The sequence below is a fragment of the Klebsiella sp. B345 genome (genome assembly GCF_051131735.1).
Taxonomy (GTDB): Bacteria; Pseudomonadota; Gammaproteobacteria; order Enterobacterales; family Enterobacteriaceae; genus Klebsiella.
Map to the genome: position 1 here is coordinate 543,560 of NZ_CP180443.1, position 16,048 is coordinate 559,607.

Sequence of the window (16,048 nt, forward strand, 5' to 3'; positions counted from 1 at the left end):
TATTGAGGAAATCATGAAACTATTCGCTTCCGCTGCTTTTGTCCTGCTCGCGCTGATCTCAAGCCAGAGCTTCGCGGAGCAAACCACCACGCCGGTGCGCCACAATCAGCACGACGCAATGATTATGCCATCCGAACACAACGACTCGCCGTTTGATTTCAATCATATGGCTGCCGGTAGCGATAAATCGGATGAACTAGGCGTACCCTATTATAACTAATTGTACTACCCGAGCATTTCGCCCCGTTTACGGGGCTTTTTTTTGTCTATCTTTATCGCCTGGCTGGAGGACAAAATTGCCGTCAGCCGCGGCGGCGATCGCCAATGCCGAAGATCGTAACTGAGCTCAGCATTTGAGCCAGCCTTCAAAAGCAGACTGCCATTCCGGGTACCATCGCGACAGCGCTGGCCGGTTCTCCAGCATATCCTGACAAGCCCAGAGGATCCGTTTTGCATCGATCTCAGAGGTGACGGCGTTATCGGGACAAATAATATAGAAATCGCCCCGGGCGAATCGCGGTATGAAATAGTCAATCACTTGGGCAGCAGTCCACGCTTCATCGGGCTTAGTGCCGTTGTGCTCATCCATGCCAGGATCATTCATATCGGTCCAGGTGTAGCCCGGAACCAGAAGATGTGCAGTCAAACGGCCGCCGGTTTGCTGCCACAGCTGATGTGAAAGCTGTTCCGTCAGCACTTTTACGGCCGCCTTTGAGGCGTTGTATGCTGCAAAACCAGGCGGTGTGGTGATCCCCTCTTTCGATCCCAGATTCACAATCGCGCCACGTTCGGCCATGGCTAACATCTCAGGAAGGAAAAGATGCTGAGTCGCCACCATTGATATCAGATTAACCGCCATCTGCTGCCGCCAGAGTCCCGGCGCATCGCCAGCGCCTGCGGCAATTTTCGCGCCGCCGTTATTCAACAGTAGATGCACCCGTCCCCAGGTATCGTAAACCCTCTCTTTCAGGTGTTGCAGGTCGTCATCATGGGTCAAATCCCCCACTACCACTAGCGTCTCGGTTGCGAGTTCATCGGCCAGGCACTCAAGCCTCTGCTGGTGGCGATCGAAAAGACACAGCTTCATCCCCTGACGCGCCAATTCCCGGGCCGCCGCGGCCCCAATTCCTTTCGCGGCGCCGGTGATGACGGCAACGTGACCTTTTTTAATAACTCTATCGTTCATGATTGACTCCGGTCAGCGATACGTACTGATACAAACATAAGGATGAGAGCCAGTAGGGAAAAACCGGCCCCCACCCAGCCCGTTGAGATCCAGCTTCCTCCCGCGGCAATAACGCCACCACCGGCGGCTGCGCCAAGGGCATTGGAAATGTTAAAAGCGCTATGCGTCAGGGAAGAGGCCAGGGTTTGCGCCTCTCCGGCGATGTTCATCATGTAAGCCTGCAGCGCCGGGACGAGTGCAAAGCCACCTCCCAACATAAACAGAACGATGAGCACCGGGATCGGCCGGGAGCCCGTCAACGAAAAGAGCACCAGAAAGACAATATTCCAGACGATGATCCCCAATATCGCGGGAACCAGCGCCCTGTCGGCAAGCCTGCCGCCGATAATATTGCCGGCAACCATCCCCCCCCCCCACAGCACCAGGATCCACGGCACGGCGGTACTGGAATAACCGGCCATTCTGGTCAGCGCCGGAGTGATAAAACTGTAAACGGCAAACATGCCGGCAAAACTGACGGAAGCCACGGCAAAGATCATCAGGATCGGAGGACGCTGCAGCGCCGCGAGTTCCTTAAGTGGGGAAGCTCCGCGGTCCACCGCCATAGGCGGCACGAACAGCAGCACCATGATGACCGTCAACACCAGCCCGGCCGCCACTAGCCAGAAGGCAATTCGCCACCCCAGCATCTGGCCCGCCCAAGTGACCAGCGGCACGCCAGCGACATTGGCCACCGCCAGGCCTAGCATCACGTAACCGATATAGCGAGCCTTATGGTGAGGTGAAACCATCGATGCCGCCACCAGTGCAGAAACCCCGTACCAGGCACCGTGCGGCATGCCGGCAATAAACCGGGCGATGAGCATAGAGGTGTAACCATTGGCGATGGCGCTGAAGGCGTAGCCGATAAGGGTAATGGCCAGCAAAATTAGCAGCAGGCTTTTGCGAGAAAGCCGGGCAGCCAGCACGGCGATAGCGGGCGCCCCGAGCACCACCCCTGCAGCGTAGGCGCTGATGTAACTCCCTGCGACAGGAATGGAAATGCCGGTCCCCTGCGCCAGCGCCGGTAAAAGGCTCATCGGGGCGAACTCTCCTGTCCCGATACACAGTCCTCCACTTCCCAATGCCAGCATGGCGGCAAAAAGCCCGGCAGGCGGACGCAGACGTTCCTCCTGTGAAGGTTGAATCTGTTCAGACATGATGTTAATTCCAGTAGCGACCATCGTTTATTGGCTGGAATCAACTTTAACGCCTATCGAGGCGTAACTGATGAATCAGATCGCAAGTCATGTTGAGGCTAATTCAACGATAGAATTGTTAGCCTTCTTATACAGAGTGTTCAGGGTAATTTCACCGGAACAGCACATACCGCGCTGGTAGAAGGTCCAGAGATGAAACACGTGAAGGCCTCCAGGAAAAGATGATCAGCGTTTAACACACGCAATACTGACGGCTTGCAACGCTTTGTTGAATGAATCTAAACTTAACATCTCGTTCGCTTGATTCCGTGCAACGTCCCTGGACAATGCGTTGAATTAAAATCAATGGTTCTCCTGTATGCCTCCCAGACTGACAACTTCGTTGACCCGCAGCGACCTTGCTGAATTAAATGCCTTTCTGATCATCGAGAAAAGGCGCAGTTTTACGAAAGCCGCTATCGAACTCGGGATCACCACCTCCGCGCTGAGCCATACCCTTCGCAATCTGGAGATGCGCCTTGGGGTCAGGTTGCTAAACAGAACCAGCCGTACCGTATCGCCCACCGAAGCAGGGGCCAACCTCGCGAGGCGCCTTGAAACAGGATTCAAAGAGATCGGTGACGCCCTTGAAGAAATCAACCGCATGCGAGATCGCCCGGTAGGGAAGCTCAGGCTCAACGTGCTGAGCGACAGCGCGCGGCTGATTTTGGCACGCCATCTCCCCCGTTTTATCAGCAAATACCCAGAGATGGCGTTGGAAATCAACGTCGATGACAGGATGGTCGATATTGTCGCAGAGGGTTTTGATGCCGGGATCCGTTTTGGTGGAACCGTGCCGGAGGATCTGGTCGCAGTGCGTCTGGGGAACCCATTGCGATGGGTGGCGGTCGCCTCCCCCCGTTATCTTTATCATCATACCCTGCCCTTCGTACCGGAGGATCTTCGCCTGCATGAGTGTATCCAGTTGCGCACAGGACAGGGCATCATCTACAAATGGGAGTTTCGTCAAGGAGACGATTATCGCGTCGTCGATGTCCGGGGCGCGCTTTGTGTCAGCGAAACAGCGTTAGCTATTGAACTCGCGCTATCCGATGCAGGCATCGCCTATTGCCTTGAAGACCGGGTACGCGACTACCTTCGTGACGGCAGCCTCCAAATCGTGCTACCGGAATGGGCCCCGGTAGAACAACCGATGTACCTGTACTATCCAGGTCACCGCCGTGTCCCCCAGGGGCTAAAAGAACTGATTGAAGTGCTGAAAGAAGAGATTGACAGCGAGAACAGTCCCCCGTCGTAGCAGAGGCTATCTGCTTTGGGTTACCCTTGCAGACGTTTGCTCATGTTGATGCCGGTGACATGAAAACCGGTGGCCTCATAAACGTGTCGGGCTCGCGCATTGTCACCCGCGACGCGAAGCCCGATCTGCTCAAATCCCTGTTCCCGCATTGCATCTTCAAACACCTGTAAGGCCAGCTTACCCAGCCCCCGGCCCTGGCAGGCGTTGAAGATGTGAAAATCATAGATGAAGACACTACGCCGGGCGGCATCGGGTTTGTACCACAGGTAACCCACCACCCTGTCGGTGTTATCCTGACGGGTCATTAAACACAGCAGGACCTGGCCAGGGGTATTGACGCCCTCAGGAAGATCGTCGGCGATAGCCTGCTTTGCTCTGGCCTGTGACTCATCAGCCGACAGTCGGTAGTTGGTGGTAATTTCTCGCGCGTAATCAGTAATAAAGTAATCCAGATACCCCGGATATTCATCCTCGCGCATCGGTCTGAGCGTAATCATTGAAATTCCTTTTAAAGTGATTTTTTCATGAAAATCCGGCTGGTGCCTTTGGGTTGACAGTCGATCCGACCAAACTCTTCCCAGCCGTGCTTTTTGTAAAAATCAGGTGCCTGAAAACTGATGGTATAGAGAAACCCCGCGCTACAACCGCGCTTGCGCCCTTCTTCTTCAAAGCGGTGAAGAATGCCGCTGCCGACGCCCATGCCGCGCAGAGCCGGAGGAAGATAAAACAGATCGATGAACAGCAGGCCCAGCGAAGTACGCCCCTGCATCCCGCCGACAACCTGCCCGGTCTGGGTTGAGGTGACCAGCACCGACAGCGGCTTGCGATCGCCCATTCCCGTCATCATATCATTGAATTCATTCAGTCCTTTTTCGATGGGCAACAGCTGCGCCGCATCAGGATTTTCACACACCTCAAGACTGAACGCCGCCAGCGAACCGTGCATCGCCTCTATCCTTTTAAAAAGTGTACTTATCTCGGCACCGCGCCAGCCCGACGCACCCGCAGACCAAACACGTTGATATACAGCCCGCCCATGATCAACACCGCCCCCATCATCTGCAACCCGTTCAGGGTTTCACCAAGCAGCAGCGCGGCGCTGGCCATCCCGACCACCGGCACCAGCAGCGACAGCGGCGCCACGCGCCAGGTTTCATAGCGCCCGAGGAGGGAACCCCAGATACCGTAACCGACGATGGTGGCAATAAACGCCAGATACAGCAGGGAAAAGACGGTCAGCATATCGAGGTGGCGCAGACTGTCGGCCATCACCTGCGGACCATCAATAAACCATGACGCCAGCATAAACGGCAGGACAGGAATCAAGGCGCTCCACACCACCAGCGACATAATCTGCGGTTTCTCGGTATGGGACATGATCTTCTTATTAAAGATATTGCCCGTGGCCCAACTCAGCGCGGCGGCCAGGGTCAGCATAAAGCCAATCGCCGGCACATGCTGGCCGCCGAGGCTCGCCTCAACCAGCACCAGCACGCCGAAAATGGCCAGCGCAATCCCCGCCATCTGCTTACCCTGCAGCCGTTCGCCAAAGGCAAAGACGCCGAGAATAATGGTGAAGAACGCCTGCGCCTGCAGGACCAGCGACGCCAGCCCGGCAGGCATACCTAAAGAGATGGCGCAGAATAAAAAGGCAAACTGGCCGAAGCTGATGGTCAGCCCATAGCCCAGCAGCAAGCGCAGCGGAATTTTCGGTCGGGCGACAAACAGCAGCGCCGGAAAAGCCACCAGTAAAAACCGCAGCCCGGCCAGCATCAGTGGCGGCATATTATGAAGACCGAGCTTAATCACGACGAAATTAAGCCCCCATACCACGACCACCAGCAGTGCCAGCAGCCCGTCTTTACGTGTCATACCCTGCCTCTGTTGTTATGTAAATTTTTGTGAACTAAATCAAAGTACCGAAAAACCGCCCCGGCGGATAGATCATTATTTTTGGCAGGGTCGGAAAGCATCTACTGACACCTGGCAAGGCTATACAAGCCATTAAGAGCATGATATTTCTGAGGGTACAACATAAAAATAACATTTCATCAGGCAAAAAAATGATACCGACCATCAGGCGCTCGACCATTGCGTTGCTGGCGTCCTCGCTGTTGCTGACCATCGGTCGCGGCGCCACGCTCCCCTTTATGACCATTTTCCTCACCCGCCAGTACCATCTGGCGGTGGATAATATTGGCTATGCGCTCTCCATCGCCCTGACTATCGGCGTGGTGTTCAGCATGGGGTTTGGCATTCTGGCGGATAAATTTGATAAAAAGCGCTACATGCTGATTGCGATACTGGCTTTTATCGGCGGCTTTATTGCCATTCCGCTGGTCAATAGCGTGACGCTGGTGGTGTTCTTCTTCGCTCTGATCAACTGCGCCTATTCCGTCTTCTCCACCGTGCTAAAGGCGTGGTTTGCCGATATGCTGTCGCCGGAGAAGAAAGCGCGGATTTTTTCCCTCAACTATACGATTCTCAACATTGGCTGGACCGTCGGGCCACCCATCGGCACGCTGCTGGTGATGCACAGCATCAACTTGCCATTCTGGCTGGCGGCGGCCTGCGCATCGGTACCGCTGGTGTTTATTCAGCTTTTCGTCCAGCGCACAACGGCGGCGGTCGCCCAGGATAACGCGGTGCAGTGGTCGCCGTCGGTACTGCTCCGCGACCGGGCTCTGCTGTGGTTTACCTTTTCCGGCCTGCTGGCCTCATTTGTTGGCGGTTCCTTCGCGTCCTGTATTTCCCAGTATGTGCTGGTGGTTGCCGATAGTAGTTTTGCCGAAAAAGTGGTTGCGGTGGTGCTGCCAGTGAACGCCGCGGTGGTGGTCTCCCTGCAGTACGCCGTGGGTCGGCGGCTCAGCGCCAGAAACATCCGCCCGCTGATGACCTTCGGCACGGTCTGTTTCATCCTTGGGCTGGGCGGCTTTATGCTCTCCGACAGCAGCTTACTGATGTGGGGACTGTCTGCCGCAGTGTTTACCCTCGGCGAAATTATCTATGCTCCGGGCGAATACATGTTGATTGATAACATTGCCCCGCCAGGGATGAAAGCCAGCTACTTTTCTGCCCAGTCGCTGGGCTGGCTGGGAGCGGCCTTTAACCCGATGGTGACCGGCGCAATCCTGACCCATATGCCACACTGGTCGCTGTTTGTGGTGTTGATGGTGGCGATAATCGTCGCCTGGATAATGATATTACGCGGAATGAAAGCGCGCCCGTGGCACAGCGGCGGCTGCGCAACCGCCAGCGCCTGAGCCCCGTGGCATGCGGCTGTCAGGTTACTGTCGGGTGGCTGTCGGGTTCAGATCGTGGTGCCCGGCGGCGTCCTGCCACAGACTCCATCTCAGGTATTCACCCGGAGAGAGACAACATGAACAGCAGCAATCAGGTTAAACAGTTACGTCTGCAGCGTGCCTGGTCCCAGGAACAGTTAGCCGAACTCACCGGCGTCAGCGTGCGGACCATTCAGCGCATCGAAAACGGCGATCGTCCGGCGCTCGAAACCCTCAGCGCCCTGGCCGCGGTGTTCGAGGTCAACGTCGCCGACATTACCGGTGATGCGCCAGCGGGCAACGAGACGTCGCTGGACCAACGCATTGAAGACGCAAAAGCACGCCTGCATCAGGAGAGCCGGTTTTTGCGATCGCTGTCGACGGCGCTGGTGGTGTGCGTGCTGCTGGTGCTGCTAAACCGCTTTACTCACCCGGACTATTACTGGTCAGCCTGGGTCGCTGGGATCTGGGGCACGCTGCTGCTGGTGCGCGGATTACGCCTGTTTGTCTTCGGCGGCCTCATCCGTAACTGGCGTCAGGCTCGCCTGCAGCGCCTGCTGCGCAAATAACGGCAGTGCAGATAACCATCGGCCCGCCCGGGCCGATGGTGTTAAATCGTCACCATGCCGCGTACCCCTTCGGCTTCCATATCCGCACCATTTCCTTGCTGAATAATCGTGCCGCGAGACATCACCAGATAGCGATCGGCCAGCGCGGCGGCGAAATCATAAAACTGCTCCACCAGCAGGATAGCCATATCGCCACGGTTCGCCAGCTGGCGGATCACCTCGCCAATCTCTTTGATCACCGACGGCTGAATGCCCTCCGTGGGTTCATCGAGGATCAGCAGCTGCGGGCGGCTGGCCAGCGCGCGCCCGATAGCGAGTTGCTGCTGCTGACCGCCGGAGAGATCGCCGCCGCGCCGCTGCTTCATGGTTTTCAGGACCGGAAACAGCTGATAAATCTCCTCCGGTACCTGGTTGGCCTCCCTGGCGGGAAAGCGCGACAGCCCCATCAGCAGGTTCTCTTCCACCGTCAGACGGGGAAATATTTCGCGCCCCTGCGGCACATAGGCAATCCCGGCCTGTACCCGCTGGTGCGGCTTGCGCTGGGTGATAGGTTTTTCCTGCCAGATAACGTCGCCGCTGCGGGCCGGAATCAACCCCATCAGACACTTCAGCAGCGTGGTTTTGCCTACGCCATTGCGCCCCAGCAGGCAGGTGATCTCGCCCTGACGGGCCTCAAAGTCTACGCCGCGCAGAATATGACTGCCGCCATAGTATTGATGTAACTGGTTAACCTGTAGCATCCGCGCTCCTTAACGTCCGAGATAGACTTCAATCACCTGCTCGTTGTCCTGCACTTCGCGCAGCGACCCTTCAGCCAGCACCTGCCCCTGATGCAGCACCGTCACCCGGTCAGCAATGGTTTCGACAAACCCCATGTCGTGCTCCACCACCATCAGCGAATGTTGTCCGGCCAGGGTGCGAAACAGCTCGGCGGTATATTCCGTTTCAGCATCGGTCATCCCGGCCGCGGGTTCATCGAGCAGCAGCAGGTGCGGCTCCTGGACCAGCAGCATGCCGATCTCGAGAAACTGCTTTTGCCCGTGGGAGAGCAACCCCGCCGCGCGCCCGCGTTCAGCATCGAGACGCAGCAGACGCAGGATTTCGCTGATGCGGTCCTCCTGCTCGCCGTTGAGCCGTGCCCGCAGGCTGGCCCACACGGACTTATCTCCCTTAAGCGCCAGCTCGAGGTTTTCCGCAACGGTTAACGCTTCAAACACCGTTGGTTTCTGAAATTTACGGCCAATCCCCTGACGGGCGATCGCGATAGGATCGAGACTCATCAAATCGATCGACTGGTCGTACAGCGCCTTGCCGCTTTGCGGCCGGGTTTTACCGGTGATCACATCCATTAAGGTGGTTTTCCCGGCGCCGTTTGGCCCGATGACGCAGCGCAATTCCCCGACGCCAATCTGCAAAGAGAGGTCGGTCAGTGCCTGGAAACCATCAAAATTGACGTTAATTTTTTCCAGCTGCAGTACCGGGTCGGTCTGTTCACGAAAGCGGTCCGTCGGTTGCTGACGGGTAAATAAACCATCATCTGGCTGCATCAGCGATCTCCTTTACGCAACAGGCCAATGACCCCGCGCGGTAAAAACAGGGTCACGATTATAAAAATCAGACCGAGGAACAGCTGCCAGTATTCCGGCATGGCCACGGTAAACAGGCTCTTGGCGCCGTTCACCAGTCCGGCGCCCAGCACCGGGCCGATCAAGGTCCCGCGTCCGCCCAGCGCCACCCAAATGGCAGCTTCGATAGAGTTGGTCGGCGACATTTCGCTGGGGTTGATAATCCCGACCTGCGGGACGTACAGCGCCCCCGCCAGCCCGCATAACACCGCCGACAGCGTCCATACCAGCAGCTTAAATCCGCGCGGATCGTAGCCGCAGAACATCAGGCGGTTTTCCGCGTCGCGCACCGCGGTCAGGATGCGGCCAAATTTGCTCTGCGCCAGCAGATAGCCGATCCATAGCGTCAAGAGCAGCAGCAGGACCGTCGCCAGGAACAGCGCCGCCCGCGTGCTGGTAGCCGTCACGGAAAAGCCCAGCAGCGTGGTGAATCCGGTAAAGCCGTTATTGCCGCCAAAGCCGGTTTCGTTACGAAAGAACAGCAGCATCCCGGCATAGGTTAGCGCCTGGGTCATGATCGAGAAGTAGACGCCTTTGATTTTCGAGCGGAAGGCGAACCAGCCGAACACCAGCGCCAGCACGCCCGGCACCAGCACCACCAGCAGCATCGCCCAGGCAAAATGTTGCGTTCCCCACCAGAACCACGGCAGTTCGCTCCATGACAAAAACGACATAAATGCTGGCAGGCCGTCACCTGCCGCCTGGCGCATCAGATACATCCCCATCGCATAGCCCCCAAGCGCGAAGAAGATGCCGTGGCCCAGCGACAGCATACCGGCGTAGCCCCACACCAGATCCAACGCCACCGCTACAATGGCGTAGCAGAGGATTTTACCGGTTAGCGTCAGCAGCCAGGTCGATACCGCCAGCGGATGCGACTGGGGCAACAGCGCCAGAAACGGCATGCACACCAGTCCCAGAATCAGCAGCAGCCCGAGCCACTGCAAAGGTCGCGGCGCTTTACGCGCCAGCGTCAGTGTTATCGGTTGGCTCATCAGTCAATCACCCTGCCTTTCAGTGCGAACAGTCCCTGCGGACGTTTCTGGATAAACAGAATAATCAGTACCAGGATCAGGATCTTGCCCAGTACCGCGCCGAGCTGCGGTTCAAGAATTTTATTGAAGATACCCAGGCCAAAGGCCGCCACCACGCTGCCTGCCAGCTGGCCCACGCCACCAAGTACCACCACCAGGAAGGAGTCGATGATATAGCCCTGGCCCAGCTCCGGACCGACGTTACCAAGCTGCGACAGCGCCACCCCGCCCAGTCCGGCGATCCCCGAGCCGAGACCAAATGCCAGCATATCGACCCGCCCGGTCGGTACGCCGCAGCAGGCCGCCATCGCCCGGTTCTGCGTAACCGCCCGCACGTTCATGCCTAAACGGGTTTTGTTGAGAATGAGCCAGGTAAAGAACAGGACCAGCAGCACAAAGCCCAGCACCGCCAGCCGGTTCCACGGCAGGATCAGATTAGGCAATACCTGCAGACCGCCGGAAAGCCAGGCCGGGTTTGCCACTTCGAGGTTCTGCGCGCCAAACAGCATGCGCACCAACTGGATCAGCATCAGGCTGATCCCCCATGTCGCCAGTAACGTCTCCAGCGGCCGGCCATACAGATGGCGGATAATGGTGCGCTCCAGCGCCATCCCGATACCGCCGGTAATCATAAATGCCACCGGCAGCGCAATCAGCGGATAAAACGCCAACCACTGCGGCGCGAATTGCGCCAGCGCTTGCTGAACCAGCCAGCAGCTGTAGGCGCCGAGCATCAGCATTTCGCCGTGGGCCATATTGATAACGCCCAGTAGACCGTAGGTGATCGCCAGTCCCAACGCTGCCAGCAGCAGCACCGACCCCAGCGACAACCCCATAAAGGCCTGCCCAAGAATATCGCCCAGCATCAGGCGCTGTTTAATCTGGCTCAGACTGTGAGCAGCGGCCTGGCGGACCTGGGCGTCCGGTTCATGCTGAGTATCGGTAAAGGGAATTAACAGAGCCTGGGTGTCCGGGTCAACGGCGTGGCCGAGCCGCTCAACGGCGGCCAGGCGGCGGGCGCTGTCGGGGCTGGCCAGCTGCAGCCGGGCCAGCGCAATCTCCAGTTGGGCTTTCACGCCCTCATCAGTCTCCTGGGCCATCCGCTGCTCGAGCAGGCCTGCCATTTCCGGCGTCGCCTCCCGTTGCAGGGTTTTGACGGCGGAGAGCCTTTCTGTGACGTTGTCACTAACCAGCAGGTGCGTTGCCAGCGCCCCGGCGACCAGATTACGCAGGCGGTTGGTGAGGCGAACCGGTTTTGTCGCCCCTTGCGGCGTCTGTGCGGTGCCCAGCGGCTGTTGCTGACTGAAGGCATGGCCGCTGCCATCCACCGTGAGCGTTTCCGCCTTTAGCGCCCGCAGCAACGGCAGTCGTTGTGCCTGAGGCGCGGCGGCCCACTGCTCCAGGAGCTGCGCCTGTTGGCTTCGGGTTGCCACGACGAAATCGTCGGCTTCCGCGGCCTGCGTCTGCCACGGCAGCAGCATTATCAGCAACGCAAAACCGTAACTCATCATGCGCCATGCGTTCATGATCGTCTCCTTGTGCTGTCACCCGTTACGGGTATCCCCGGTCATGCGAGCGCATCCCGGGGCTACGGTGAGATATCCCGGGCGTCGCCCGGGTAGACAGGATTAATTAGCGGCGGTTTTTACCGGATGATCGGGTTTCTTATCGTTACCGGCGATCCACGGGCTCCACGGCTGGGCACGAACCGGCTCCTCGGTCTGCCAGACCACGTTGAACTGGCCGTTGGCTTCGATTTCACCGATCATTACCGGTTTATGCAGGTGATGGTTGGTGGCATCCATGGTCAGCGTAAAGCCAGATGGCGCTTTAAAGGTTTGTCCGGCCATCGCCGCCCGCACCTTATCAACATCCGTCGTACCGGCTTTGGTCACCGCCTGTGCCCACATGTGCATCCCAACCCAGGTGGCTTCCATCGGGTCGTTAGTCACTACGGTGTCGGCGTTCGGCAGCTTATGGGCTTTGGCATAGGCGCGATAATCGGCGACAAACTGTTTGTTGGTCGGGTTATCCACCGATTCAAAGTAGTTCCAGGCAGCCAGGTTCCCCACCAGCGGTTTGGTATCGATACCGCGCAGCTCCTCTTCGCCCACCGAGAAGGCGACTACCGGCACGTCGGTGGCCTTCAGACCCTGGTTCGCCAGCTCTTTATAGAACGGAACGTTGGAGTCGCCGTTGATGGTGGAAACCACCGCCGTTTTGCCACCGGCGGAGAATTTCTTAATATTGGCCACGATGGTCTGATAGTCGCTGTAGCCGAACGGGGTGTAGACCTCTTCGATGTCTTTATCCTGAATCCCTTTGCCATGCAGGAAGGCGCGCAGAATTTTGTTGGTGGTGCGCGGATAGACATAATCCGTTCCCAGCAGGAAGAAGCGCTTCGCCCCGCCGCCATCTTCGCTCAGCAGGTATTCCACCGCCGGGATCGCCTGCTGGTTCGGCGCCGCGCCGGTATAGAAGACGTTCGGCGACATCTCTTCACCTTCGTACTGCACCGGATAGAACAGCAGGCCGTTCAGCTCTTCAAACACCGGCAGCACCGATTTGCGCGATACCGATGTCCAGCAGCCAAACACCGCCGCGACTTTATCCTGAGTCAGCAGTTGGCGGGCCTTTTCAGCGAACAGCGGCCAGTTTGAGGCAGGATCCACCACCACCGGCTCGAGTTTTTTCCCCAGTACCCCGCCTTTGGCGTTAATGTCGTCAATCGCCATCAGCGCCACGTCTTTTAACGGCGTTTCAGAAATCGCCATCGTCCCGGAAAGCGAGTGCATAATCCCGACTTTAATGGTGTCGGCGGCGTAAACCTGGAATGAGTAGCCCATGCTGATCACAGAGGCGGAGAGTGCAAAAGCTTTTAATAGTGTTCGACGCTGCATGATTCACTCCTGAATAGCGCAAAGACAAAAAATGAATTAACGACTAACCGGAAGTGATAAGGCAAAAATGGTGCCAGGTTGTCTGGCAATCAGAAAGCGCGATGTAGCGTGGGGATAATTGAAAAAAGCGGCAGCGTTGCTTCAAAACAGTGCAACGCTGCGCTATGACGAGCGGTTACCAGACCTGTGCGGCGATCCCGGTAACCAGGCGGACTTTATCCCACTGCTGGGACTCGGTCAGCGCGTTACCCTCTTCGGTCGAGGCAAAGCCACACTGTGGGCTAAGGCAAATCTGCTGTAACGACACGTACTGGGAGGCTTCTTCAAGGCGGGCTTTCACCCCTTGCGGGTTTTCCAGTTCGCCGTTCTTGGTGGTGATTAATCCCAACACCACCTGCTGTTTGCCCGGGCGGATAAAGCGCAGCGGCGCAAAATCGCCGGAGCGGTCATTGTCATACTCCAGGAAGAAGGCGTCGACATTGACGCTACCAAACAGCACTTCCGCCACCGGCTCGTAGCCGCCTTCTGAGATCCAGGTCGAGCGGAAGTTACCGCGGCAGACGTGCAGACCAATGGTTAAATCCTCCGGCTTACCTTCCAGGGCCTTATTCAGCACCCGGGCGTAGGTCTGCGCCAGCTCGTCAGGATTATCGCCGCGTTCACGGACCTGCTGACGCTGTTCATCAGAGCACAGATAGGCCCAGACGGTGTCGTCGAGCTGAAGATAGCGGCAGCCAGCGTCATAAAACGCGCGGATCGCATCACGCCAGGTGGTCGCCAGATCGTCGAAGTAGTCGGCGAGATCCGGGTAGACGGTGGCGTCGATATCTTTACGCCCACCGCGGAAGTGCAGCACGCTCGGGCTCGGAATGGTCATTTTCGGCTGGGCATCACCGCTGATGCTTTTCAGAAAACGGAAATCCTCCAGCATCGGGTGATCGCCAAACGCCAGTTTACCGGTGACGCGAACGCCGTGCGCTTTGGTCTGAATACCATTGAACTGGATCCCTTTGTCGGAATCGTAGCGCTCAACGCCTTGTAAACCGTCGAAGAAATCGAAGTGCCACCAGGCGCGGCGGAATTCACCATCGGTCACCACATGCAGGCCGCAGTCGCACTGCTGTTGCACCAGCTGACGGATAGCCTCGTTTTCGACCTGGCGCAGATGTTGAGCATCAATGGCGCCTTCGGCAAGCTGCTGACGGGCATGTTTTATGGCGTCCGGACGTAAAAAACTGCCGACGATATCAGCGCGAAACGGGGCCTGTTGACGTTGCATGGTGTCTCCTTAGCGGTGAGCAGAGTTAGTTGCCTGCCGTGATAGTTCACTATTTGAATTTATAGACTTCTGGATGGCCATATGTCCAAATACTGGCATGCGCTGCCGTCAGCGGCAAACGAGAATATTTCATGGGAGATGAATTAAATTCATATTGCGGCCGGCGAGCTTACGCCCCCGGCCGTCGGCACTATTACGCGAACGCGAAACTTTCATCCTGCCAGCCGGTGATCCCACCCAGCATCATTTTTACCGGTCGCCCCAGCTCTGCCAGTTTGAGGGCGGCGATATCGGCGCCGTTGCAGTGCGGTCCTGCGCAGTAGACCACGAACAGCGTCTCTGGCGGCCAGGCCTGCATCCGTACGGCATCGATCTGCCGGTGAGGTAAATGCAGTGCCCCTGGCAGATGGCGGCGGGCAAAGGCTTCAGCGCTGCCGACGACATGCAGCAGGACAAAGTCGCCCTCTCCATCACGCATGGCGCTATGGACATCCGCGCAGTCGGTTTCAAGGCTTAGTTTGTGGCGGAACCAGGCGACAGCATCGCTGGAAGTGGCTGGGGTAAAGGCGGTGACAACACTCATGGCTTATTCTCCTTCTCTGTGGTACCACTACTTTACTGACTCTCTCCACTTCTCGTCCGCCGCTAACGATGACAGAAAACGCTGAAATCCTGACAACTTCTCCCACCACACCACCACGCCATCGGGTTGTGGCGCTGGCCTACGATGGTTTATGTACCTTTGAGTTTGGTATTGCCGTCGAACTGTTCGGCCTTCCCCGCCCGGAAATGGGCGAACGCTGGTACCGTTTTGCGGTGGCCGCGGTAGATGATGGTGAGCTGCGGGCGACCGGCGGGATCCGGCTGATGACCGATGGCGGCATGACGTTGCTCAGCGAGGCAGATACCATCGTGGTTCCCGGCTGGCGCGGCGTTGATGCCCCGGTGCCTGCGGCACTGTGCGACGCCTTAACCGCAGCCCATGCCCGAGGATGTCGGATTATATCTATCTGTTCCGGGGTGTTTGTCCTTGCTGCCGCCGGACTGCTCAACGGCCGTCGCGCCACCACCCACTGGCGCTATACTGAGCTCCTGCGCGAGCGTTTTCCGCTTATTGATGTGGTGGCAGATGTGCTGTATGTCGGCGCCGACGGCGTGATGACCTCCGCCGGCAGCGCCGCCGGTATCGATTTGTGCCTGCACCTGGTGCGTGAAGATTTCGGCATTGAGGCCGCCAACACGGTGGCGAGACGGCTGGTGGTTTCTCCGCATCGCGACGGCGCGCAGGCGCAGCAGGTGGTGCGACCGGTAGCCCAGGCGCGAGAAAGCCAGCGGCTGGGGCTGGTGTTCGATTTTCTGCATCAGCATCTTGCCGCCAGCCACACCGTCGGGTCGCTGGCGCAGCAGGCGGGGATGAGTCCGCGCACCTTTTTGCGCCGTTTCCAGGCCGCCACCGGGAAAACCCCGGCCCGCTGGCTACTGGAGGAACGTTTGCTACGCGCGCAGCAGCATCTTACCCAAACCCGCCTGAGCATTGAGGAAATCGCCGGGCTCAGCGGATTTACCGATGCCAGCACCTTGCGCCACCATTTCCGCCAGCAGTTCGCCATCAGCCCTTCTCGCTATCGTCAGAAATTTTCAGTTGCCGCAGTGGAAAAATCGTCATAAGCGGTCACAA

17 protein-coding genes are annotated in these 16,048 nt (G+C 57.9%); 5 read left to right on the forward strand and 12 right to left on the reverse strand.

Annotated features, from left to right (window positions below; all coding sequences use genetic code 11):
• Positions 1-13 precede the first annotated feature (13 nt).
• Positions 14-220 (forward strand): multiple antibiotic resistance protein MarB, encoded by a 207-nt coding sequence (gene marB / locus ACMYSO_RS02495; RefSeq protein ID WP_434584615.1) that lies wholly within the window; start codon positions 14-16, stop codon positions 218-220.
• Between the two features lie 126 nt (positions 221-346).
• Here marB and ACMYSO_RS02500 read toward each other — a convergent pair whose 3' ends face one another.
• Together ACMYSO_RS02500 and ACMYSO_RS02505 are read right to left on the reverse strand one after the other, a co-directional pair.
• Positions 347-1,186 carry an SDR family NAD(P)-dependent oxidoreductase gene (locus ACMYSO_RS02500; RefSeq protein WP_434669104.1) on the reverse strand — a complete coding sequence of 280 codons (840 nt, stop codon included), beginning with the start codon at positions 1,184-1,186 and terminating at the stop codon, positions 347-349.
• Positions 1,183-2,385, reverse strand: a complete 1,203-nt coding sequence (locus ACMYSO_RS02505; RefSeq protein WP_434669105.1) for an MFS transporter — start codon at positions 2,383-2,385, stop codon at positions 1,183-1,185. Before ACMYSO_RS02505 ends, ACMYSO_RS02500 begins: the two co-directional genes overlap by 4 nt.
• Before the next feature lie 358 nt (positions 2,386-2,743).
• Between ACMYSO_RS02505 and ACMYSO_RS02510 the strand changes: the two genes are divergently transcribed.
• Entirely contained in the window at positions 2,744-3,682 is a 939-nt protein-coding gene (locus ACMYSO_RS02510; protein WP_434669106.1) for a LysR family transcriptional regulator, read from the forward strand.
• Between the two features lie 20 nt (positions 3,683-3,702).
• Here ACMYSO_RS02510 and ACMYSO_RS02515 read toward each other — a convergent pair whose 3' ends face one another.
• Genes ACMYSO_RS02515 through eamA form a run of 3 tightly spaced genes read right to left on the reverse strand, consistent with a single transcriptional unit; the run spans position 3,703 to position 5,554 of the window.
• Positions 3,703-4,179: a GNAT family N-acetyltransferase gene (locus ACMYSO_RS02515; RefSeq protein ID WP_434669107.1), complete on the reverse strand. Its 477-nt coding sequence runs from the start codon at positions 4,177-4,179 to the stop codon at positions 3,703-3,705.
• An 11-nt stretch (positions 4,180-4,190) separates the two neighbouring features.
• Positions 4,191-4,628 carry a GNAT family N-acetyltransferase gene (locus tag ACMYSO_RS02520; RefSeq protein ID WP_434669108.1) on the reverse strand — a complete coding sequence of 146 codons (438 nt, stop codon included), beginning with the start codon at positions 4,626-4,628 and terminating at the stop codon, positions 4,191-4,193.
• 26 nt (positions 4,629-4,654) lie between these two features.
• On the reverse strand, positions 4,655-5,554 hold the full coding sequence (gene eamA, locus ACMYSO_RS02525) for an O-acetylserine/cysteine exporter (protein WP_434669109.1): 900 nt from the start codon (positions 5,552-5,554) through the stop codon (positions 4,655-4,657).
• Between the two features lie 191 nt (positions 5,555-5,745).
• Here eamA and ydeE point away from each other — a divergent pair, with 191 nt between their 5' ends.
• Both ydeE and ACMYSO_RS02535 read left to right on the forward strand, forming a co-directional pair.
• Positions 5,746-6,945, forward strand: a complete 1,200-nt coding sequence (ydeE, locus tag ACMYSO_RS02530) for an efflux MFS transporter YdeE (protein ID WP_434669110.1) — start codon at positions 5,746-5,748, stop codon at positions 6,943-6,945.
• A 116-nt stretch (positions 6,946-7,061) separates the two neighbouring features.
• Positions 7,062-7,532, forward strand: a complete 471-nt coding sequence (locus ACMYSO_RS02535) for a helix-turn-helix domain-containing protein (RefSeq protein WP_434669111.1) — start codon at positions 7,062-7,064, stop codon at positions 7,530-7,532.
• A 41-nt stretch (positions 7,533-7,573) separates the two neighbouring features.
• Here the strand turns inward: ACMYSO_RS02535 and urtE are convergent, their stop codons facing one another.
• The 7 genes from urtE to ACMYSO_RS02570 form a co-directional block, all read right to left on the reverse strand.
• On the reverse strand, positions 7,574-8,272 hold the full coding sequence (gene urtE / locus ACMYSO_RS02540) for an urea ABC transporter ATP-binding subunit UrtE (protein ID WP_434669112.1): 699 nt from the start codon (positions 8,270-8,272) through the stop codon (positions 7,574-7,576).
• 9 nt (positions 8,273-8,281) lie between these two features.
• A complete protein-coding gene (gene urtD / locus ACMYSO_RS02545) occupies positions 8,282-9,079 on the reverse strand; it encodes an urea ABC transporter ATP-binding protein UrtD (protein WP_434669113.1) in 798 nt (265 codons plus the stop codon).
• Complete coding sequence (gene urtC, locus ACMYSO_RS02550; protein WP_434669114.1) at positions 9,079-10,152, reverse strand: urea ABC transporter permease subunit UrtC; 1,074 nt, start codon at positions 10,150-10,152, stop codon at positions 9,079-9,081. The genes urtD and urtC overlap by 1 nt, the downstream gene beginning before the upstream one ends.
• Positions 10,152-11,717: an urea ABC transporter permease subunit UrtB gene (urtB, locus tag ACMYSO_RS02555; protein ID WP_434669116.1), complete on the reverse strand. Its 1,566-nt coding sequence runs from the start codon at positions 11,715-11,717 to the stop codon at positions 10,152-10,154. Before urtB ends, urtC begins: the two co-directional genes overlap by 1 nt.
• A 102-nt stretch (positions 11,718-11,819) precedes the next feature.
• Complete coding sequence (gene urtA, locus ACMYSO_RS02560) at positions 11,820-13,091, reverse strand: urea ABC transporter substrate-binding protein (protein ID WP_434669117.1); 1,272 nt, start codon at positions 13,089-13,091, stop codon at positions 11,820-11,822.
• A gap of 175 nt (positions 13,092-13,266) precedes the next feature.
• Positions 13,267-14,370 carry a cobalamin-independent methionine synthase II family protein gene (locus ACMYSO_RS02565; RefSeq protein ID WP_434669118.1) on the reverse strand — a complete coding sequence of 368 codons (1,104 nt, stop codon included), beginning with the start codon at positions 14,368-14,370 and terminating at the stop codon, positions 13,267-13,269.
• Positions 14,371-14,563: 193 nt separating this feature from the next.
• Positions 14,564-14,953, reverse strand: a complete 390-nt coding sequence (locus tag ACMYSO_RS02570) for a rhodanese-like domain-containing protein (protein ID WP_434669119.1) — start codon at positions 14,951-14,953, stop codon at positions 14,564-14,566.
• 68 nt (positions 14,954-15,021) lie between these two features.
• On the opposite strand from ACMYSO_RS02570, the gene ftrA reads away from it, so the two are divergent.
• Positions 15,022-16,038: a transcriptional regulator FtrA gene (gene ftrA / locus ACMYSO_RS02575; RefSeq protein WP_434669120.1), complete on the forward strand. Its 1,017-nt coding sequence runs from the start codon at positions 15,022-15,024 to the stop codon at positions 16,036-16,038.
• The last annotated feature ends 10 nt before the right edge of the window (positions 16,039-16,048 follow it).